This window comes from Nonomuraea sp. CA-218870 (assembly GCF_050936535.1).
Taxonomy (GTDB): Bacteria; Actinomycetota; Actinomycetes; order Streptosporangiales; family Streptosporangiaceae; genus Nonomuraea; species Nonomuraea corallina.
The window spans coordinates 3,112,794-3,134,158 of record NZ_JBNJMN010000001.1; the positions used below are offsets into that span (position 1 = coordinate 3,112,794).

Genomic DNA, 21,365 nt, shown 5'->3' on the forward strand with positions numbered 1-21,365 from the left:
ATCACAGGAGGCGACGCAATGAGTGACCCGATGAACGTCCTGGCCCCCGAGCACCGGCGGCTCCGGATCGGCGACGCCTGGCGCGACGCCGCAGGCGGAGCCACCTTCGCCGTCGAGGACCCGGCCACGGGCAAGACCATCGCCGAGGTGGCGGACGCCGGCGTCGCCGACGGGCTCGCCGCTCTGGACGCGGCCGACGAGGCGATGGCGGAGTGGGCGGCGACCCCGCCGCGAGAACGGTCGGAACTGTTGACCGCGACGTACCGGGCACTGACCGAGCGATCCGAGGAGGTCGCCCGCCTGATAACGCTCGAAATGGGCAAGCCGCTCGCCGAGGCCAGGGGAGAGGTGGCCTACGGCGCCGGGTTCTTCCGCTGGTTCGCCGAGGAGGCGGTGCGCGTCGAGGGACGCTACAGCACCGCTCCCGCTGGGGGATATCGCATCCTCACCGTGCCGAAGCCGGTCGGACCGTGCGTCTTCGTGACACCCTGGAATTTCCCGTTGGCCATGGGCGCCCGCAAGATCGCTCCTGCGCTGGCGGCGGGCTGCACGACGATCACCAAGCCGGCGGCCCAGACGCCGCTCACCATGCTGTTGCTGGCCCGCATCATGGAAGAGGCCGGAGTCCCCCCGGGCGTCGTCAACGTCGTGACGACCAAGCGTGCCGGCGAGGTGGTCTCAGCACTGCTGGCCGACCGCCGGACCCGCAAGCTCTCGTTCACCGGGTCGACCGAGGTCGGGCGCGTGCTCCTCCGGCAGGCGGCGGACAACGTGCTGCGCACCTCCATGGAGCTGGGCGGCAACGCCGCCTTGATCGTGTGCGCCGACGCGGACCTGGACGCCGCGCTCGACGGTGCCATGGTGGCCAAGATGCGCAACATCGGGGAATCCTGCATCGCGGCCAATCGCATCTACGTCGAGGAGCCGGTACGCGAGGAGTTCACGGCGCGCTTCGCCGAGCGGATGGGCGCGCTCTCGGTGGGCCATGGTCTCGACGACGGCGTGGACGTCGGGGCGTTGATCGACGAGGCGTCGGTCACCAAGATCGACAAGCTCGTCGCCGACGCGGTCGATCGCGGCGCCCGGGTCCTGGTGGGCGGCGAGCGTCCGGATGGGCCGGGGTACTTCTACCCGCCTACGGTCCTCGCCGACGTGCCCGAGGACGCGCGGATGCTGCAGACGGAGATCTTCGGCCCGGTGGCGCCGATCATCTCGTTCACGTCCGACGACGAGGTGATGGCGAAGGCCAACGACACCGATCACGGCCTCGTCGGATACGTCTTCACCCGTGACCTCCAGCGGGCGCTCCGGTTCACCGAGGGGCTGGAGACGGGGATGGTCGGCGTCAACCGTGGCCTGATCTCGGACCCGTCAGCTCCGTTCGGAGGCGTGAAGCAGTCCGGGATCGGCAAGGAGGGGTCGCACGAGGGCATCCATGAGTACCTCGACCTCACCTACGCGGCGATCGACCTGCCGTGAGCGGCCCGCTGCTCCAGGCGCCAGCACATCACCGCCGACGTTCCAGAGAGGCACTGACATGCTTGAGACCGTCCGCGGGCCACGCCAGCTGATCGTGGGCGAAGGGGTCGCGCAGAACATCCCACGAGTGGTGGCCGAGTGTGGCTCGCGCGTCCTCGTCGTGACCGACCGGGTTCTTCTGGGGCAGCCGGGCGTGGCCGAGATCGTGGCCACCGTGCGGGAGAAGGTCGAAGCCGTCGAGGTGTTCGCCGACGCGACCCCTGACGTGCCACTCGCCGATGTCGCCCTGGCCGTCTCGGCCGCCGCGGACGTGGACGCCGACGTCATTCTCGCCATCGGCGGTGGCACGGTGATCGACCTCGCCAAGATCGTCGGCGTCATCCGGTGCCATGGCGGGACGCCGCGCGACTTCTACGGCGAGTCGAAGGTGCCGGGGCCGACGATTCCTCTCGTCGCGGTCCCGACGACGTCGGGCACCGGCTCCGAGCTCACGCCCGTCTCGGTGTTGACCGACCCTGACCGCGAGCTGAAGGTGGGGGTCTCCAGCGTCCACATCGTGCCCGACTTCGCCATCGTCGACCCCGAGCTCACCTACACCTGCCCCGCGACCGTCACCGCCCACTCCGGCATCGACGCGTTCTGTCACGCGGTGGAGAGCTACACCGCGCGGCCCCGGGCCCACGGACCGCGCGACCCGGTGGAGCAGGTCTTCCTCGGCCGCAACTCGATCACCGATCACTACGCGCTCCTGGCAGCGGAGCGGATCGCCCGCAGCCTGCCCCATGTCGTCAGGGACGGAGGCGACAAGGACGCGCGCGCGGACATGTCCTATGGGTCCATGCTGGCCGGGCTCGCGTTCTCCCACGCGGGCAACGCGGCTCCGCACGCCCTCCAGTACCCCATCGGCGCGGCCACCCACACACCGCACGGCCTGGGCGTCGGGCTGCTGCTGCCCTACGCGCTGGACGCGGCCAGGGAGGCCATCGGCGACCGGCTGGCCATCCTCGCCGAGGTGTGCGGGCTCGATGTGACCGGCGCCTCGGACGCCGAGGCCGCGGATATGTTCCTCACCTGGCTCGACGGGCTCCTGGCCGACATCGGCATCCCTGCGACCTTGGCGGACATCGGCGTGGCACGCGCCGACCTCCCGCGCTTCGCGGAGATGGCCGGTGGTGTCACCCGCTTGATCCAGAACCATCCGGGCCCGACCGACACCGCCAGCCTGACCGCGATCCTCGAAGCGGCCTGGCTCGGGGACCGAACCCGACACGTCCTGATTTCGGAGCAGAAATAGTGACGGGCCTTTAATAGACGACGAGTTCGCTGCCATCCCTGGGTATCGGAAATTATCGGCTACGCCGTAATAGGAGCCGCCCATTCCCCGGGCGGCAGGCGCCCGGGGCCTCCTCGGGCCGGTGGGCCGTGCCCCACCCGCCTGATGGCACTGGTTGGCACCGCCGCGGTGGCACCGAGGTCGGCGTCAACGGTGCCGCCGCGGCTCGGACGGCCGAGCAGACGGGCGGGACGTTCTGGGGGAGAAGGGCACGGCGGTGGCCTGGTTCGCGGTGGCTCCCGCGGGCCGCCGCGACTCGCCTGGCAAGCCGAATTAAAGGGGCCGGCCTCTGAGGGCACAAGGGGAAACCGGTGGCAATTTATGTAACTTTCAGATAGCTGGCGCCGGAATGTCCGCTGAAATGCGGGGATTTCGGCGATGCCAACTCGTTACGAATGTGTGGGGTGCGCATGCGTAACTCGCGTGTTACAAACTCAATTAATTGATCTCAAAGATAAACAAAGGGGCGGGTGGTACTCATGACGTACAGGCCGCCCAGCCGTGCTTCGGGCGGCGCTCCGCCGGCGGGTTCCGCCGCGCTGCGCCGGGCGAACCTCTCGCTGGTGCTGCGCGAGCTGCGCGACCACAAGTCGCTGTCCCGCGCCCACATCGCCGAGGCGACCGGGCTGCACCGGGCCACCGTGTCCAACCTCATGGCCGAGCTCCTCGAACGGCGTCTGGTACGCGAGGTCGGCGTCGAGCACGTCGGCGCGGTCGGCCGCCCCAGACGGGCGGTCGCGCTGCACGGCGCGCACGTCGGCGCCCTCGGCATGGAGATCAACGTCGACTACATCGCGGTCCACGGCACCGACCTCAGCGGCCGGATCCTGGTCGAGCGCCGGGTCGTCTACGACTGCTGGGCCCGCTGCGCGTGCCCGTGCGGGTGGACAACGACGCGAACCTCGCCGCGCTGGCCGAATACACCTCCGGCGTCGCCGCCGGCACGCCGTACCTGGTCTACCTCACCGGCGAGGTCGGGGTCGGCGGCGGCATCATCCTGGGCGGCGAGCTCCTGCGCGGCGCGGACGGATTCTCCGGCGAGGTCGGGCATCTGCAGGTGGACCCGAACGGCGCCCAGTGCGGCTGCGGCCGCATCGGGTGCTGGGAGACCAAGGTCGGCCTGGCCGCGCTCGTCGGCGCGGCCATGCCCGAGCAGGCCTACGGGCTGCCCGGCATGCCGGTGCCCGACCCCGGCGAACGGGTCGCCGACCTCGCCAGGGGCCTGGCCTCCGGCGACCGGCGCATGACGACCGCGGTGGCGCAGGTCGGCAAGTGGCTCGGGCTCGGCGGCTCGATCCTGGCCAACCTGTTCAACCCGCGCGTGATCGTCATCGGCGGCTACTTCGCCTCGCTGGCGCAGTGGCTGCTGCCGCACGCGCAGGATCAGCTGCAACGGCTCGTGGTGGCCGCTCCCGCCGCCCAGTGCCGGTTCGTCGCCTCCACTCTCGGCTTCGGCGCCGCCTCCCGCGGCGCCGCCAGCATGGTGGTCAGCGACACCATCGACGACCCGGCGACGATCATGGATACATCGCCCCGGCCGGTACCTCACTGACGGCCCTCCCATGCCTGGAGACGGCACCCTCCAGCACCCCGCACCATCCGTTACCACCAAGTGGCAACAGCGCGGCGGCGCGCGCCTTTGCCTGACGTCCCCCCGGTCAGGAAGGGTTTTCCATGTCACCACGTCATCGAACGTGGGCCAGGCTGCTCAACGCGGTCCTGCCAGCACGCGGACGGCGCCCGAGGCGCCGGACCGCGACGACGATGGCCCTGGCCCTCGTCGTCCCCTTCGTCACCCTCCTCGCGACGCCCGTGAGCGCCGAGGCCGCCATGGCGGCCGAGCCCGCGTTCAAGGTGCTCGTCTTCTCGAAGACGACAGGCTTCCGGCACGACTCGATCCCCGAGGGCATCGCGGCCGTGCAGAAGCTCGGCCAGGAGAACAACTTCGCGGTCGACACCACCGAGGACAGCGCGCTGTTCACGGACCAGAACCTGGCCCAGTACCAGGCCGTGGTCTTCATGTCCACGACCGGTGACCCGCTGGGCACGCAGGACCAGAAGGACGCCTTCCAGCGCTACATCCAGAACGGCGGCGGTTTCGTCGGCGTCCACGCCGCCGCCGACACCGGCTACGACTGGGCCTGGTACGGCAAGCTGGTCGGGGCGTACTTCAAGTCGCACCCGGCGATCCAGCAGGCCACGGTCAAGGTCGAGGATCCGGCGCACCCGTCCACGAAGGACCTGCCGGCGACCTGGACCCGTACCGACGAGTGGTACGACTACCAGGCCAACCCGCGCGGCGCGGTCCACGTGCTGACGTCGATGGACGAGAAGTCCTACACCGGCGCCACGATGGGCGCCGACCACCCGAACACCTGGTGCCACGACTACGACGGCGGCCGTTCCTGGTACACCGGGCTCGGCCACCTCAAGGAGAACTTCAGCGAGCCCAACTTCCTGAAGCTGCTCCTCGGCGGCATCCAGACCGCCGCCGGGGCTGTCGGGGCCGACTGCTCGGCCTCGCAGAGCAGCAGCTTCGAGAAGGTCACGCTCGACGACAACACCTCGAACCCGATGATGGTGGACGTCGCCAAGGACGGCCGGGTCTTCTACATCGACCGGCTCGGCGATGTCAAGATCATCAAGCCGTCCGGCGGCACGGTGACGGCGGCGAAGCTGAACGTCTTCACCGCCAACGAGAGCGGCCTGCTCGGGCTCACGCTCGACCCCGGCTTCGACACCAACCACTGGGCGTACCTGTACTACTCGCCCGCCGGGACGAACGTCGACCGGCTGAGCAGGTTCACCGTCACCGGCGACACCCTGGACCTGGCGAGCGAGACGCGGATCCTCGACGTCCCGGTCCAGCGGGCCGAGTGCTGCCATCACGGCGGCGGCATGGTGATGGACCCCAGGACCGGCGATCTGTGGCTGGGCACGGGCGACAACACCAACCCGTTCGCCTCCGACGGCTACACGCCGATCGACGAGCGGTCCGGCCGCGCCGGCTGGGACGCCCAGCGCACCTCGGGCAACACCAACAGCCTCAGCGGCAAGCTGCTGCGGATCCACCCCGAACCCGACGGCACCTACACCATCCCGTCCGGCAACCTCTTCCCGCCGGGCACGGAGAAGACCAGGCCGGAGATCTACGGCATGGGCTTCCGCAATCCGTTCCGCATCGGCCTCGACCCGAAGACGGGCCACATCATGCTCGGCGAGTACGGCCCCGACGCCAACTCGGCGAGCGCCACCCGGGGCCCGCAGAACACCGTCGAGTGGAACCTCGTCTCCGAGCCCGGCAACTACGGCTGGCCCTACTGCGTCGGCGACAACACCCCGTACATCGACTACGACTTCGCCACCCAGCAGTCGGGGGCGCCGTTCGACTGCGCCGCGCCGGTCAACGAGTCCCCGAACAACGACGGCCTCACCGGCCTGCCCACGATGGTGCCCGCGACGGTCTGGTACCACTACGCGGCCGACCCGCAGAACTTCCCGGAGCTGAGGGGCGGCGCGCCGATGGGCGGCCCGGTCTACCGCGCCGACCCGGACCTGCAGTCGGACGTGAAGTGGCCGGAGTACTGGGACGGCAAGGCCGTGTTCGGCGAGTGGAACAACGACCAGGTGTGGTCGTTCCAGCTCGACGAGAGCGGCGCCGAGCTCGTGGAGATGAACCGCATCCTCGGCTCCCTGTCGTTCAAGAAGCCGATGGACATGAAGTTCGGCCCCGACGGCGCGCTGTACATGATCGAGTGGGGCTCCGGCTTCGGCGGCGACAACGCCGACTCCGGCATCTACCGGATCGATTACATCAAGGGCACCCGCCCGCCGATCGCCCGCGCCACGGCGGACAAGACGGACGGGCCGCTGCCACTGGCCGTCACGTTCTCCAGCGAGGGCAGCCGGGACCCGGACGGCGAGCCGCTCACGTTCGCGTGGGACCTCGACGGCGACGGCGACACCGACTCCACCGACCCCAACCCCTCCTACACCTACGAGGAGGGCGGCGACTACAACGTGGTCCTGACCGTCACGACCCCCGGCGGCAAGACCGCCACCGCCGGCGTCGAGATCAACGCGGGCAACACCCGTCCCACCGTCACGGTGGACCTCCCGCCGAACGGCGCCTTCTTCGAGTTCGGCGACCAGGTGAAGTTCAAGGTGACCGCCACCGACCCCGAGGACGGCACGATCGACTGCGACAAGGTGCGCATCCAGGCGATCCTCGGTCACGAGAGCCACGGCCACCCGCTCGACCAGCACACGGGCTGTGAGGGCACCCTGCAGACCCAGCAGGCCGGCCACGGCGAGTACGACAACCTCTTCTACGTGGTCGAGGCCAGCTACACCGACGAGGGAGCCAACGGCGCCAAGCCCCTGACCGGGCGGGGCGAGACCCTCCTGCAGCCCAAGCGCAAGCAGGCCGAGCACTTCACGCAGACCGGCCGGGTGGCCGACGGCGTGGGCACCGACGCCGCGGGTGTCCAGGCCGAGGCGACGAGCGACCCGCAGGGCGGCAATCAGCACATCGGGTTCGTCCAGGACGGCGACTGGTGGTCGTTCGACCCGGTGAACCTGTCGAACGTCACCGCGATCCGGCTCCGTGCCTCCTCGGGCGGCGCCGGCGGCACCGTCCAGGTCAGGGCGGGTCACCCCGAGACCGGCACGCCGGTCGGCTCGGCCGAGGTGACGCCCACCGGCGGCTGGCAGACGTTCACCGACGTCACGCTCGACGTGACCGGCGCGCCGTCGGAGAGCGGACCGCTGTACTTCGTCGTACGCAAGCCGGCGAGCGCGGCGAACGACGCCTACCTGGCGAACGTCAACTGGGTCGACTTCGTCGGCAAGGGCGCCACGGACAACCAGCGTCCGGTCGTGACCGCGACGGCGACGCCGGCGGCGGGCGTCGCCCCGCTGACGGTCGACTTCAAGGCGACGGCCACCGACCCGGAAGGCGACCCGATCACCTACACGTGGAACTTCGGCGTGAACGGCGCGCCGGAGCCCACCACGGCCGAGGCGAGCCACACCTACACCGCGCCGGGCACCTACACGGCCGTGGTGACCGTGTCCGACGACAAGGGCGCGTCGGCCACCGCGCAGGTCCAGGTCAAGGTGGACGCGCCGGCCGCGGTGTGCTTCTCCGGCCGTTCCGACGACTTCCCGGGCGACCGGCTCGACCGGGACCGCTGGTCGGTCGTCAGGGAGAACCAGGACCTCAGGGTCGCCGACGGCAAGCTGGTGATCCCGACCTCGACCACCGACATCTACAGCGCGGGCGGCAACACGCCGAACATCGTGGTGCAGCCGGCGCCGTCGGGCGCCTGGACCGCCACCGCCAAGCTCACGCTGGACGCGCGGGACGCGTACCAGCAGGCAGGTTTGATCATCTACGGCGACGACGACAACTACGCCAAGATGGTGCTCCAGGCGCGCTCCACCTCGGGTCCGAACCACGCCGACCGCATCTTCCAGTTCATCCGGGAGGAGAACGGCAGCCCCAACGAGGTGGCGCAGAGCAACACGGCCACTCTCGGGGACGCCTACCCCGACACCGTGTACGTGCGGTTCGTCAGCGACGGAACGAACATCACCGCCCACTACTCCGCCGACGGCACCACGTTCACCGCGATGCCGCAGACCAAGCCGCTCGCCGGGATCACCGACCCGAAGATCGGCATGATCTCGCTGGCGGGGGCCGACCACCCGGTGGTGGACGCGTCCTTCGACTGGTTCCACATCACGCCGGACGACAGCGCGACCGGGCCGGACCCGGACGACGAGTTCGACGGCACCGCGCTCGACGCCTGCCGCTGGACCGCGATCGTGCGCCCCGACGCCACGGCGGTGCGCGTGAGCGACGGCAAGCTGGAGCTCGACACCACGACCGGTGACATCTACGGGACCGACAACACCGGCCCGAAGAACCTCATCCTGCAGCCGACCCCGAGCGGCGACTGGACGCTGGAGACCAAGGTGGACGCCTCGGCACTCAACGAGCGGTACCAGCAGGGCGGCCTCATGGTGTACACCGGCGACGACGACTACGTGAAGCTCGACTTCCTCACCACCAACGCGGCCGGGTCGACAGTGACGCGGAGCATCGAGCTGCGCAGCGAGGTCGGCGGCACCGTGCAGAACCCGCAGCCGCAGGTGAACAACCTCACCACCGGCATCTGGTGGCTGCGGCTCAAGAAGGAGGGCGACGCCTACTCCGGGTCCTACTCCGCCGACGGCGAGACCTGGACGGAGCTGTCCGCCGCGGTGCGGAACAGCGCCGTGGCGACCGACGCCAAGGTCGGCGTCTACACGATCGGCACCGACCAGTCGGCGTCGAAGAAGGTCACGTTCGACTACTTCCGCCTCGCCAGGGCGGCGGCCGTCGACCTGACGGTCTCCGCCTCGTCCCGCTGCATCGGCACCTCGGCGTACGTGGCGGTCACGGCCGTCAACGGCTCCGACGTGCCGGTGACGGTGACGCTGACCACCCCGTTCGGCTTGAAGACCGTGGCCGACGTGGCACCGGGCAAGCAGGCGTACCAGTCCTTCAACAGCCGGGCCGGGCAGATCGACGCCGGCGCGGTGACCGTGAAGGGAGTCGCGACGATCGGCGGCGAGCAGGTCACCTCGTCGTACGACGCCGGCTACCCGGCGCTCAGCTGCCGCTGATCGCGTCCCGGCAGAACCGGGGCCGGCCGATCGGCCGGCCGGCCCCGCCCCCCAGCAAGGGAGCGAAGACATGAGAATCAACAGGACCACGCGACTGCTCGCCGCGGCGGTGCTCGGCGTCGCGCTCGCGGGCGTCGGCGTGGCCGGTCCCGCGGTGGCGGACGACGACCCCGAGCAGGGCATCGACGTCACGGTGACGATCGAGCCCGGCACCACTACGGGCCAGGTGTCCATGACCGTCGCCGACAACGGCGGCGTGTCCCTTCAGGAGGACGGCTCCAACGCCGCCGCCCGCCAGTTCGTCGGCACCCTGCCGACGGTCACGGTGACCGACACCCGCCGGCCCGAGGAGATCCCTGCCGGCGACTTCTGGGCGGTTGTCGGCCAGGCCGGCGAGTTCACCGCGACGAGCGGCTCCACGCCGCCCATCGGCTCGCAGTACCTGGGCTGGCGGCCGCGCCTGCTGACCGACTCCTCCTCCGGGGCGGTGGAGGCCGGTGAGCCCGTCTCCAGCGTCATCTCCGACGGCTCGGGAGCGCCGGCCGTCGGTCTGCAGGGCCAGGAACTGCTGGTGTCGACGGCGAACTCCGCCGACGAGATCGGCACCTGGCAGGTCAACGCCGACCTCGCGCTGCGCACCCCCGCCGGCGTCGCCGCCGGCGAGTACCACTCGACCCTCACGCTTTCGCTGTTCAACCAGTCCTGAACCTTCACCTGGTCCTGAACCGGAGGCAGGACGCCATCGTCCGCTCCGGCCGTCCGGGGCCCGCGCCCGGCGCGGGCCCCGGACGGCCACGACGCGACTGGAGACCTCTGTTGACCGCAAGCCGCCCGCGAGGCGTCCTCGCCCGCCTCGCCGTCCTCCCCGCTCTCGGCGTCGCGCTGCTGGCCGCCATGGTGGCGTTCGCCACCCCGTCCGGCGCCGACACCACCTGGTCGGTCGTGCCCGCCGACGCCGGCGGTCCCGACGGCCGCAGCGTCATCGACCTCGAACTCGCCGGCGGCCAGCAGGTCGTCGAGCACGTGGCGGTCATCAACCGCTCCACCGAACCGGTGGACTTCACGATCGACGCCAACGACGGCTACCTGACCTCCAAGGGCTATTTCGACATGCGGCCCTCCGACGCCGAGCCCACCGACGGCGGTGCCTGGATCACGGTCCCCGAGAAGGTGACCATCGCCGCCGGGGCCACGTCCGTCGTTCCCGTGGCGGTGTCGATCCCCCGGAACGCGACGCCGGGGGACCACCCCGCGGGCGTGACCGCGTCCCTGGAGACCGTCTCCGGCCAGGTACGGGTCCAGAACCGGGTGGGCGTCCGCCTGAACATCCGCGTCACCGGCGACTACGTGGCCAAGGTGGCCGTGACCGGCGTGCGGGCCGAGTACGTGGGCTCGTGGAACCCGTTCGCCGCCGGATCCGTCGAAGTGACCTACACCGTGGCCAACGAGGGCAACGTCCGGCTGGTCACGGACAACCAGGTGCTGACGTCCACGCTCGTGGGGGAGAGCGGCTGGAACGACCCGTCCGCGGCCAGGGCCAGGGAGCTCATGCCGGGCGGCAGCCGCACGTTCGCCGCCCGGGTGCCCGGCGCGTGGCCGCTGGGACCCATCGGCACGACCGTCATGGCGCTCCCCTCGCCCGCGGGCGAGCCGCTTCCCGGCGTCGCCGCCCAGCGGTCAGCGGTCGGCACCACGGTGTGGGCGCTGCCCTGGCCGCAGCTCGGCTCCGTCGCCCTCCTCGTCCTCGCCTTCTTCGCCATCCGGCTGAACGCCGCCAGGCGCCGCAGGCGCATCGACAAACTGATCATGCTGGCCCGCCAGGGCGCGTCCCAGGAGGCGTGAGCGCCCTCGGCAACCGCCCCAGGAGGTGGCCACCATCAACCGACCCAGGCAACCGGCCCCGGACCGGCCCGCGACCCGGGGCCGCGTGCTCGCCCTCGCGTCCGCGTTCGCGCTCGGCGCGCTCGTCGCCGGCGGCGTGGTGTTCGGCGTGACCCGGCCGAGCTCGATCGAGCAGGCGGCCGACGGCCTCCGCGCCGAGTCCGCGCTGCGCGACCGGACACAGATCAGGACCCTGACGGAGCTGGCCCGCGGCACGCGGACCCGGCTGATCCCCGTGCTCGACGGGCTCGCCCTGGCCCTGCCCGGCGACGGCGCCGCGGGACCTGTCGCGGTGACCGCCGCCGACGACGAGAAGTGGCGGCAGGCCGCCGCCACGGCCGTCCAGGGCTTCGCCGACCCGCCGTCCGGCGAGACCGCCACCAACGTGGCGCGGTCGTGCCTCGCCTCCGCCGTGCGGCAGTTCGCCACGGCCGTCGACACCTACACGATGGCGCGGGACCTCACAGGTCCGGCCCGCGCCGCCGCACTCGACCTGGCCGCACGGCAACGCGCCGACGCGCTCTTCACCTGGTCGATCGGGGCCACCGCCCTCGACGCCGTGAACGTCGACGCCGGCCACGGCCACCAGCACGTGTTCCTGCCCATATCACCCGGCGAAGGGGCGCTCACCCCCGACACCGAACCCGAGGGGAGCCACCAGTGAAAAAGGCACCGGCATACGTCCTCACCGTCCTGCTCGCCGGGCTTGCGCTGGTGCTCGGCGCACCGGCCGCCGCGGCCCACGGCGGGCCGATCAAGCTGGAGGTGACAGGAGACGGCGCCGACAACGTCAACGTGCTGGTGACGTACAAGAAGGACGGCCACCCCGTCACGGAGATCGTCGCGGCGACGCTGAAGGCGACCTCGGCCGACGGCCGGTCCTTCGGGCCGGTGCCGCTCAGATCGGCGCCCGAGGGCCAGAACCTCTACCACTCCGCCGAGCCGCTGCCGAGCGGGGAGTGGCGGGTCACCGTGACCGCGACCGAACCGTCCAAGGCGAAGGCGACGGTGCGGGTGAAAGCGGGCGTGGTCGCCGCCACGCCCGCCGTTGTGGCCCTGCCCGAACCGGACCAGCCGACGGCCCCCGCCCGGAACGGGGCCGCCGCGGCGACGACCGCGGGGGACGACGGCGCGACGGGGACGCCCCTCAAGATCGGCGTCATCGTCCTCGCGGCGCTGGCCGCCGTCGCGGCCTGGATCCTCTTCGCCCGGCGCCACACCCGCGCGGGCGCTGGACACTGACGCCGACTTCGGTGTGTCCCAGGTGGGGTGGAGGCCGGGGCGGGCTGTCGACGTAGGGGATCTTCTTCTCGCCGACTCGTACGAGATCTCACTGTGATCTTGACGGGCCCGATGTCAGAGAAACTCACCCTGTGACGCGAGGAGTGGCGTGCGCACGCAGCAGCCCGACCAGATCGACGGGGACACCGCCGAACGCGGACTGGCCTACGCGCCGGAGATCAGAACCATCGCCACAAGATCGCCCAGGCGGTCACCCCGTCCGCGCGGACCGTCTACGTCGACAACGACCCCAGCGTGCTGCCGCAGGCCCAGGCGTTGATCACCGGTGATGACCGGACCCGGTACATCCAGGCCGGCGTCCGCGCCCGGACGGAGGAGGAGATCGCCCGCTTCTTCGACCAGCCGGACTGGGAACTGCTGCCGCCGGGCATGGTCGATGTTGGCGGTGTGGCCCGTAAACGCTGAAGGCCGCTTTCTCGGACTGATCCGACTCTGGACGAAGATCAAATCTGTGTGGCACCCGGCCTGAGTGCCCATCTGGTGCGATGCGCCTCTTCTCAATCGGCCCAGGGTGTGCAACTATCCTTCCAATCACTCGCAATTGGAAGGATAGTTGCGATGCAAGATCGGGCGATCCCAGCCTGGCTCGCGGGCGGTGACTCGCATCAGGGCATATCCCCGACCATGCAGCGCGTCGCTCAGGCGCTCGCCGCCAACCCACAGCGATGCTCCTACGCGCCGGTCGCGGAGGTGGCCGAGCTGGCGGGCACCACGTCCAGCACCGTGGTGCGCTACGCGCAGGCACTGGGCTACCGAGGGTGGCCGGCGCTGCAACAGGAGTTGCGGGCGCATTACCTGGCCAGTCTCAGCACCGACCAGACCAAGGCCGAGCACGCCGACGGCGGTGCGATGGGCCCGGTGCACGAGGCCGTGCGGCGCGACATCAGCAACCTCACGCTGGCGCTGGAGCTGGTAGACCCCGAGGTGGTGAACGCGGTGACGCTCGCCATGGCGGGAGCCCGCAGCACCCTCGTCGTGGCTTCCGGCTCGTTCACCGCCCCGGCGCACGTGCTGACCCATCTGGCGAGCACCATGGGCCTGCCGTTCACGCTGGAGGGCCGCGGTGGCGTGCACCTGGCCTCGGCGGCCGGGAGGCTCGGTCCAGAAGACTGCCTGGTCGCGATCAGCTTCTGGAAGCAGTTCCGCGAGATCGCCGTACTGACCGAGGCGGTGCGTGAAGCAGGCGTGCCGGTCGTGGTCATCACCGACGCCGCCAACACCCGGCTGGCATCCGCGGCCACGTACCTGATCACGGTTCCCAGCGAGGGGGTGTCGTTCTTCCAGTCCGTCACCGCGGCCACCTCGGTGGTCTACGGGCTGCTCGCCGGGATCGAATCGCACGTCGCCGCCGACGCGCGGAACGCCCACCAGCGCACCCAGGCGCTGTGGAACGTGCTCGACGTGTTCGACCAGCGGAGGTGAGCATGCTCGGAGTGCGCAGCCTGGTCCTCCGCTCGCAGGGCTTATAGTCCGCCTGCGACGCGCTACCACTGACGCCGTCTCGTCGTCACCCGAATTCCCCCCTTTCCGCGCCGAGCCCCTACCGGCGCATGCCCAGGTGCCTCTGGCCGTCGGCGTCCGCGGTGAAGAGCCCATTCCTGAGGCCGGCCGACCTCGGCCCGCGAAGCCGTGTACGCCGCCTCGCCCCCGAACCCCCGTCCCCAGGGCACCCCCCTGACCCAGCTCAAGGAGATCTGATGACTGGCCAGTCTCGCCGTTCCTTCCTCCGGTACGCCACGACCGTCGCCGCACTCGGCGCCGCCGCTCCGCTGTTGTCCGCCTGCGGCTCAGAAGCGGAAAGCGCGTCGCCCTCGGCGGGCGGTGGCAAGAACGTGACGAAGGTCGGCTTCGACCACCCGTTCAACACGGTTCCGCTCTGGTCGACGATCATGAAGTTCGCCGAGCAGTCCGCCAAGGCCGCCGGTGCCGAGTTGCTCACCGCCGTCGACGACGCGCAGCTCGACAAGCAGCTCGCCAACCTCCAGGGCTGGATCGCGCAGAAGGTCCCGGCGTTCACCGTGCTGCCGATGGAGGTCACCAGCCTCGAACCGGTCGCCAAGTCCGCCCTGGACGCCGGACTCGTGTGGGTCACCTACGCCGGTGAGATGCAGAACCAGAGCGGCTCGGTCCTGCTGAACAACAAGGAGTCGGGAGTGCAGCTCGGCCGGCAGGCAGGCCGGTGGGTCACCGAGAATCACGGCGGCCGCGCCAACGTGGTCCTGCTGGAGTACCGCGAGTCCGGCACGATCGGCATCGAGCGGTGCGACGGCATGATCGAGGGCCTCAAGCAGAGCGCACCCGACGCGGAGATCGTCGCGACCCAGGCCGCCAGCGACCCCGCGACCGGGCTGCAGGTGATGCAGTCCATCCTGAGCAACCGCAAGGACATCAACGTGGTGCTCTGCTACAACGACGACGGCGCGACCGGCGCCTACCGGGCCTTCGTCAACGCGGGCTTCGACAAGAACGACCCCAGCGTCTTCATCGGCGGGCAGGACGGCGCCAAGGAGGCGCTGGAACTCGTCCAGCAGGGCACGATGCTGCGCTGCAGCTCCGCGCTGCGGATCTCCGAGCTGGCCAAGGTCTGCGTGGAGCACCCGATCGCCATCGCCGCCGGCACCTCGAGCTCGCCCACCGTCCAGATGGAGATCGAGGCGCTGACCACGGCGGACACCGACAAGCTGGCCACCTACCTGTCTGACCTGGCGTAGCGGGACGTCATGAGCTTCGTCATCGACGGCGTACGGAAGAGCTACGGCGCCAACGAGGTGCTCAAGGGCGTGTCGTTGCGCTGTGAGCCCGGGCAGGTGCACGCCCTGCTGGGCGCCAACGGCGCGGGCAAGAGCACGCTGATCAAATGCCTCAGCGGAGCCCACATGCCCGACGCTGGAACGATCCAGCTCGACGACGAGGTGTGGACGGGCCTGACCCCGCAGCGGGCGGCCGAAGCCGGAATCGCGGTGATCTACCAGCACCTGAGCCTGGTCGCTTCCCTGTCGATCACCGACAACGTCTTCCTCGGCAGAGAGCTGCGCCGTGGCCCGCTGCTCGCGCGAGCCGAGCAGCGGCGCCGTACCACGCAGGCGCTCAGCAGCGTCCTCGGCCCGGACCACGGCCTGAGCCAGGACATGATCGTCGGCGATCTGCCGATCGCGAGCCAGCAGTTGGTCGAGATCGTCAAGGCCATCTCGCGCCCCGGCATCCGCGTGCTCATCCTGGACGAGCCGACCGCCGCCCTGTCCGACCGCGAGGCCGGAAAGCTCAAGGACGTGGTACGGCGCATCGCCGCGAGCGGGGTGCACGTCCTGTTCATCACCCACATCCTCGGCGACGTGTTCGACCTCTGCGACCGGATCACGGTGCTGCGCGACGGCGTGGTCGCACTGGATGAGCCGGTCGCCTCGGTGCGGACCGAGCAGCTCACCGAGGCCATCACCGGCCGCCTTCCGGCTCCGCGCCGCGCCGCCGGGCCCGCGTCGTCGCAGCGGCGTGCCCCCATGCTGACCGTGTCCGGGCTGTCCGGCGAGCGTTTCGACGACGTCACCTTCACCACGCACGAGGGCGAGGTGGTCGGGATCTTCGGTCTCGTCGGCTCGGGCCGCAGCGAACTGCTGGAGACGCTGTACGGGGCCCGCCGCGCCGATGCGGGCACCGTCCAAGTGCGCGGCCGTACGGTGCCACGCCGGTCGAGTCCCAGGGCCGCACTACGCGCCGGGATCGCGCTGGTGCCCGGCGACCGGGCCCGGCAGGCCGTCTTCACCGACCTCGACGCGGCGGACAACGTGCTGCAACCGGCGTTCGGACAGCTCGGCCCGCCGCTGCTGCGGCACCGGGCGGCCGAGCGGCGGCGGTTCGCCGCCGGAGCCGACCAGGTGCGACTGCACCCCGCCGACCCTGCGCTGCCGGCGCGGGCCTTCTCCGGCGGCAACCAGCAGAAGCTCGTGCTCAGCCGGTGGCTCGCCGCCTACCAGGGAGTACGCGTCCTGCTGCTGGACGAACCGACTCAGGGCATCGACGTCGGCGCCCGCGCTGACATCTACCAGACGCTGCGCTCGGAAGAGGTTCTCACCGGCCGCACGATCGTGTTCACCACCTCGGATCCGGACGAGGTCGCGCTGCTCGCCGACCGGGTTCTGGTCCTGGTCCGGGGGCGCATCGTGGCAGAACTCCCGGCTGAGCCGCTCGACCGCAACCGCATGCTGCACCTGTCCCACCTCGGCGTTCTGGACCCGGTGCCCACCGCACCTCAGACGGAAGGAGCCTCCCGACCATGAGCCAGGCCAAGGCGGCGGACCTGCCCACCGCCCCGCACGGCGAGCCGGGGCAGCGGTGGACCGCGCAGCGCGTCGGGGCGCTTCTCGTCCGCAACAGCCTCGTCATCGGCATCGCCGTGTTGCTGATCGTGTTCACCTCCGCCGACTCCACCTTCCTCACCGTCGACGTACTCAAGAACATCGCCCTTCAGAGCACCGTGCTGGCCATCGTCGCGGTCACCAGCACGCTGCTGGTGATCTCCGGAGAGGTGGACCTGTCGGTCGGCTCGCTGGAGGCCGTCTCCGCGGTGACCGCCGGGTACCTGATGGCCGCCAGCGGCTGGGGCGCGCCCACCTCGGTGCTCGTCGGCCTGGCGGCCGGGGCCGCCGCCGGAGCGGTCAACGGCTTCCTGGTCACCGTGGTCGGCATCAACTCGATCGTGGTAACGCTCGGCATGGGCAACATCACCAGGGGCCTGACCTACCTGATCACCACGGCGCCGGTGTTCGGCTTCACCGAGGGCTTCCTGCGCCTGGGCAACGGCACGTTCCTCGGCATAGCCATCCCGATCTGGATCGCCATACTGGTGTTCGCGCTCGGCGGGGCGTTCCTGGTGCTGACCCCCACCGGGCGGCACATCTACGCGGTCGGGATGAACCGTGAAGCCGCCTACCTCGCCGGACTCAACCTGCGGCGCATCCGGTTCGTGCTGTTCACCCTGAACGGCCTCGCGGCCGGCCTGGCCGGGGTCATCCTCGCCTCCCGGCTCAACAGCGCGCCTCCCGGCACGCTCGGCGTCGGCTTCGAGCTGCAGGTGCTCACCGCGGTGCTGCTGGGCGGGGTCGCCTTCACCGGCGGAAGGGGACGGCTGTTCGGGGTGCTGCTGGCCGTACTGTTCCTCAACATCCTTCAGGCCGGCCTCACGATGATGAACGTCGCGAACGCCTGGCAGCAGATCTCGCAGGGCGTCGCGCTGATCGCGTCCGTCGGGCTCGACCTGCTCAACCATCGCCGCGGCCGCCGCGCGCTGCTGCCATGGGCCCGGCTACGCCTGGCAAGAAACACCACGTCCGGTGATCAGGAGGTATCACGATGAGCACCACCATTCCGACCTCGGTCGGTGAGACGTACGTGGCCGAGACCGGATCCGGCCGGCCGATCCTCGTGCTGCACGGCGGCCTGGGACTCGACCACGGCTACCTGCGTCCGGCCTTCGACACGCTGGCCGACCGCCACCGGGTGGTCTACCTCGACTTCGTCGGCAACGGCCGGTCCGACCGCACACTGGACTACGCGGCCATCCACGACAACACCATCTGGGTCCGGCAGGTGGACGAGGTCATCGAGGCGCTGGGCCTCGACGACCCGGTCATCGTCGGCCACTCCTACGGCGGTTACGTGGCGCTGGAGTACGCGCTGACCCCGTCGGGCGCCGGCCGGCCGATGATCCTCGTCTCGACCGCGCCCAAGCTCGACCACAGCGACGTGATCGACGAGAACGCGGCGCGGCGCGGCACCCCGGAGCAGGTGGACGCGGTGCGGGTGCGGCTGGCCCGGCCGCAGGCCGACGACGAGGAGTGGGCCGACCTGTGGCGCACCCTGCTGCCGCTGTACTTCCACGCGCCCACCCCCGAACTGGTCGCCCGCGCGTCGGAGGGCACCCACTTCAGCGCGCAGGCGTTCAACACGGCACACCTGCGGGCGCTGAGCGCCTACGACGTCAGCGGACGGCTCGGCGAGATCACCGGCGACACGCTCGTCGTCTCCGGCGACGACGACTGGATCCTGCCGCTGGAACTCTGCTCGCAGCGGCTCGCCGCCGGCATCCCGGGCGCAGCGCTCGCGGTCCTGCCCGAGTGCGGCCACTTCCCCTTCATCGAGCGCTCCGAACCGTTTCTCGCCGTCGTACGCGACTGGCTCGAACGGCACTGAGCCGGTCCGTAACGAACCGATTCCCCGGAAAGGACAGGAATGAGCGAGACCACACCAGAGTCGGTGGCCGTGATCGGCCTGGGCGCGATGGGAGGTGCGATGGCGGCGATGCTCGTCCGGCGCGGCTGGTCGGTGCTGGGCCACGACCCGTCGGAGGAGTCTCTGGCCCGGGCGCGCGACGCCGGCGTCACCACGGTCACCGCCATCGCGGACCTGGCCGGAACGGAACAGGTCCTGCTCTCCCTCCCCGGCGCCGAGCAGGTGAGCGCCGTCGTCCCCGAACTCATGGAACTGGACTCGGTACGACTGATCGTCGACACGTCCACCTCCGACCCGCGGACCAGCGTCGGCCTGGCGGCGGACGCCGCGGCACACGACGTCGTGTTCGTGGACGCGCCGGTGTCCGGAGGTCCGTCTGGCGCCGCCGCGGGAACCCTCGCCGCGTTCGTCGGTGCCGCGCCGCAGACCGTCTCCACGGCGGCTCCACTGCTGGACGCGATCACCGCCGGCGGATGGCGGCACATGGGAGGCCCCGGCTCGGGCAACGTCACCAAACTGCTCAACAACGCGTTGTGCGCCGGGGCCATCGCGCTGTGCGCGGAGGCCGTCGACATCGCCGCCGCCTACGACATGGACGCCGACAAGGTCGTCGCCGCGCTGAACAGCGGCTCGGGACGCAACGCGGCGACCGACGTCAACTTCCCGCGCTGGGTGCTGCCGGGCACCTACGACTCCGGCTTCCCGGTCCGCCTCATGGCCAGGGACGTCAACCTGGCGGTCGACCTGGCCGCGAGCACCGGCACCGCCATGACCGTCATCGACGCCACCCGCCGCGCCTGGCAGGAGGCCGCGCGGCAGTTGTCGCCGGACGCCGACTTCAACCGCGTGGCCCAGGTGATCGCCGCCTCGTCCGGAGTGCTGACTCAGACCGGGAGGAACCAGTGACCGGCTCGCCACCGCCCGGACTCAGCGCGACCGCCGCCACCGCCGCCTCCGTCCTGAGCGAAGCCCTGCCCGAGGGACTGGGCGGGTACGCCGCCGGTCAGCACCTCGCCGGGCGCGGCGCGGCCGTCGAAGCACGCTACCCGGCCACCGGGGAACTGCTGACCACCTGGCGGGACATCGGCGCCGAGGGCACGGCCGCCGCGGTCGATGCCGCCGCCGCGGCGCTGCGGCCCTGGCAGGTAGCAGGCCCGTTCGGCCGCGCGGAGGCGCTGCGCCGTCTGGCCGCGCTGATCCGGGAGTCGGCCGGCCAACTGGCGAGGCTGGAATCGGCGACGGCGGGCAAGCCGTTGCGCGACAGCCGCGTGGAGGCCCTGCGGGCCGCCGACTTCTTCGACTACTACGCCGGATGGGCCGACAAGATCACCGGCCAGACGCTGCCCGTCCCCGGACCGTGGCTGACCTACACCCGCCGCGTCCCGTACGGCGTGGTCGGGCTGCTGACCCCGTGGAACGCCCCGCTGTTCACCGCGGCGTGGAACTCCGCGGCGGCCCTGGCCTGCGGCAACACCGTGGTGCTGAAGCCGAGCGAGTTCACCCCGGCCACCACGATCGTGCTGGCCAGGCTGGCTGAGCAGGCCGGCCTGCCGCCGGGGGCGCTGAGCGTCGCGAGCGGGCTGGGGGAGACGGTCGGGCAGGCGCTGGTAGCCGATCCCCGGGTGCGCAAGGTGGCGTTCATCGGCTCGGTGGCCACCGGCCGTACGGTCGCCACGACAGCCGCCTCCAGAGGCGTCCCGGCGCTGCTGGAACTGGGCGGCAAGAGCGCGAACATCGTCTTCGCCGACGCCGACGTCGACGCCGCGTCCGACGGCGTGCTCGCGGCCATCTTCGCCGGCGCCGGCCAGTCCTGCGTGGCGGGCTCCCGGCTGCTGGTGCACGCCGGCCTGCACGAGGAACTCGTCGCCGAAGTCGTTCGCAAGGCCGCCCTGCTGAAGGTCGGCGACCCCCTGGACCCCGATGTCGAGATCGGCCCCGTCGGGAACGCCCGGCAGTACGAGCGCGTGTGCGGACTGGTCGAGCAGGCAGTGGGAGAGGGCGCCACGCGGGTCAGCAGGCACGGCGAACGGTACGGGCTGAGTGACGGAGGCTACTGGGTCGAGCCGACCGTGCTCGACCACGTGACCACCGAGCACACCGTGGCCCGGACCGAGGTCTTCGGCCCGGTGCTGACGGTGAGTACGTTCGCTGATGAGGCCGACGCGGTCGGGCAGGCCAACGACACCGCGTTCGGATTGGCGGGAGCGGTCTGGACGCGGTCGGTCGAGAGGGCACACCGCATCGCCGACGAGGTCCGGGCCGGCACGTTCTGGATCAACTCCTACAAGACGATCCACGTGGCGGCGCCGTTCGGTGGGTTCGGGGATTCGGGCTGGGGGCGGTCGTCCGGCCCTGATGTGCTGGGCGAGTACACCCAGGCGAAGGCGGTCTGGGTGCCGACCGCTCCGTACCCCGCACCTTTTCCGTCCTTGCGGGATTCCTGACGGCTACCGGACCGCCGGTTGACGGCTGC

At 70.9% G+C, this 21,365-nt stretch carries 15 protein-coding genes and 2 pseudogenes; all 17 read left to right on the forward strand.

Annotation, left to right across the window (positions count from 1 at the left end; all coding sequences use genetic code 11):
• Positions 1-18: 18 nt before the first annotated feature.
• Positions 19-1,479, forward strand: coding sequence for an NAD-dependent succinate-semialdehyde dehydrogenase (locus ACQEUU_RS15110; RefSeq protein ID WP_433065922.1), 1,461 nt, complete (start codon positions 19-21; stop codon positions 1,477-1,479).
• Positions 1,480-1,537: 58 nt separating this feature from the next.
• Complete coding sequence (locus ACQEUU_RS15115) at positions 1,538-2,773, forward strand: iron-containing alcohol dehydrogenase (protein WP_433065924.1); 1,236 nt, start codon at positions 1,538-1,540, stop codon at positions 2,771-2,773.
• 518 nt (positions 2,774-3,291) lie between these two features.
• A pseudogene (locus ACQEUU_RS15120) lies at positions 3,292-3,450 on the forward strand (hypothetical protein); the annotation flags it as partial.
• 233 nt (positions 3,451-3,683) lie between these two features.
• Entirely contained in the window at positions 3,684-4,364 is a 681-nt protein-coding gene (locus ACQEUU_RS15125) for an ROK family protein (RefSeq protein ID WP_433065927.1), read from the forward strand.
• Positions 4,365-4,576: 212 nt separating this feature from the next.
• The gene (locus ACQEUU_RS15130; RefSeq protein WP_433065930.1) at positions 4,577-9,484 is read left to right on the forward strand and encodes a ThuA domain-containing protein; all 4,908 of its coding nucleotides are present in this window, start codon (positions 4,577-4,579) and stop codon (positions 9,482-9,484) included.
• 70 nt (positions 9,485-9,554) lie between these two features.
• Entirely contained in the window at positions 9,555-10,190 is a 636-nt protein-coding gene (locus ACQEUU_RS15135) for a hypothetical protein (protein ID WP_433065933.1), read from the forward strand.
• 110 nt (positions 10,191-10,300) lie between these two features.
• Positions 10,301-11,326, forward strand: a complete 1,026-nt coding sequence (locus tag ACQEUU_RS15140) for a COG1470 family protein (protein WP_433065935.1) — start codon at positions 10,301-10,303, stop codon at positions 11,324-11,326.
• A gap of 25 nt (positions 11,327-11,351) precedes the next feature.
• Positions 11,352-12,029, forward strand: a complete 678-nt coding sequence (locus tag ACQEUU_RS15145; protein ID WP_433065937.1) for a hypothetical protein — start codon at positions 11,352-11,354, stop codon at positions 12,027-12,029.
• A complete protein-coding gene (locus tag ACQEUU_RS15150) occupies positions 12,026-12,607 on the forward strand; it encodes a hypothetical protein (RefSeq protein ID WP_433065940.1) in 582 nt (193 codons plus the stop codon). Before ACQEUU_RS15145 ends, ACQEUU_RS15150 begins: the two co-directional genes overlap by 4 nt.
• A 234-nt stretch (positions 12,608-12,841) precedes the next feature.
• Positions 12,842-13,072 (forward strand): annotated as a pseudogene (locus ACQEUU_RS15155) (SAM-dependent methyltransferase); the annotation flags it as partial.
• A 153-nt stretch (positions 13,073-13,225) separates the two neighbouring features.
• Positions 13,226-14,089, forward strand: coding sequence for a MurR/RpiR family transcriptional regulator (locus tag ACQEUU_RS15160; RefSeq protein ID WP_433065943.1), 864 nt, complete (start codon positions 13,226-13,228; stop codon positions 14,087-14,089).
• 275 nt (positions 14,090-14,364) lie between these two features.
• A complete protein-coding gene (locus tag ACQEUU_RS15165; protein WP_433065946.1) occupies positions 14,365-15,378 on the forward strand; it encodes a sugar ABC transporter substrate-binding protein in 1,014 nt (337 codons plus the stop codon).
• A 9-nt stretch (positions 15,379-15,387) separates the two neighbouring features.
• Positions 15,388-16,941, forward strand: a complete 1,554-nt coding sequence (locus tag ACQEUU_RS15170; RefSeq protein ID WP_433065949.1) for a sugar ABC transporter ATP-binding protein — start codon at positions 15,388-15,390, stop codon at positions 16,939-16,941.
• Positions 16,938-18,017: an ABC transporter permease gene (locus ACQEUU_RS15175; protein ID WP_433065954.1), complete on the forward strand. Its 1,080-nt coding sequence runs from the start codon at positions 16,938-16,940 to the stop codon at positions 18,015-18,017. The genes ACQEUU_RS15170 and ACQEUU_RS15175 overlap by 4 nt, the downstream gene beginning before the upstream one ends.
• Positions 18,014-18,853, forward strand: coding sequence for an alpha/beta fold hydrolase (locus tag ACQEUU_RS15180; RefSeq protein WP_433065963.1), 840 nt, complete (start codon positions 18,014-18,016; stop codon positions 18,851-18,853). Before ACQEUU_RS15175 ends, ACQEUU_RS15180 begins: the two co-directional genes overlap by 4 nt.
• A 39-nt stretch (positions 18,854-18,892) precedes the next feature.
• Positions 18,893-19,798, forward strand: a complete 906-nt coding sequence (locus ACQEUU_RS15185) for an NAD(P)-dependent oxidoreductase (RefSeq protein ID WP_433065966.1) — start codon at positions 18,893-18,895, stop codon at positions 19,796-19,798.
• A complete protein-coding gene (locus tag ACQEUU_RS15190; protein WP_433065969.1) occupies positions 19,795-21,336 on the forward strand; it encodes an aldehyde dehydrogenase family protein in 1,542 nt (513 codons plus the stop codon). The genes ACQEUU_RS15185 and ACQEUU_RS15190 overlap by 4 nt, the downstream gene beginning before the upstream one ends.
• The last annotated feature ends 29 nt before the right edge of the window (positions 21,337-21,365 follow it).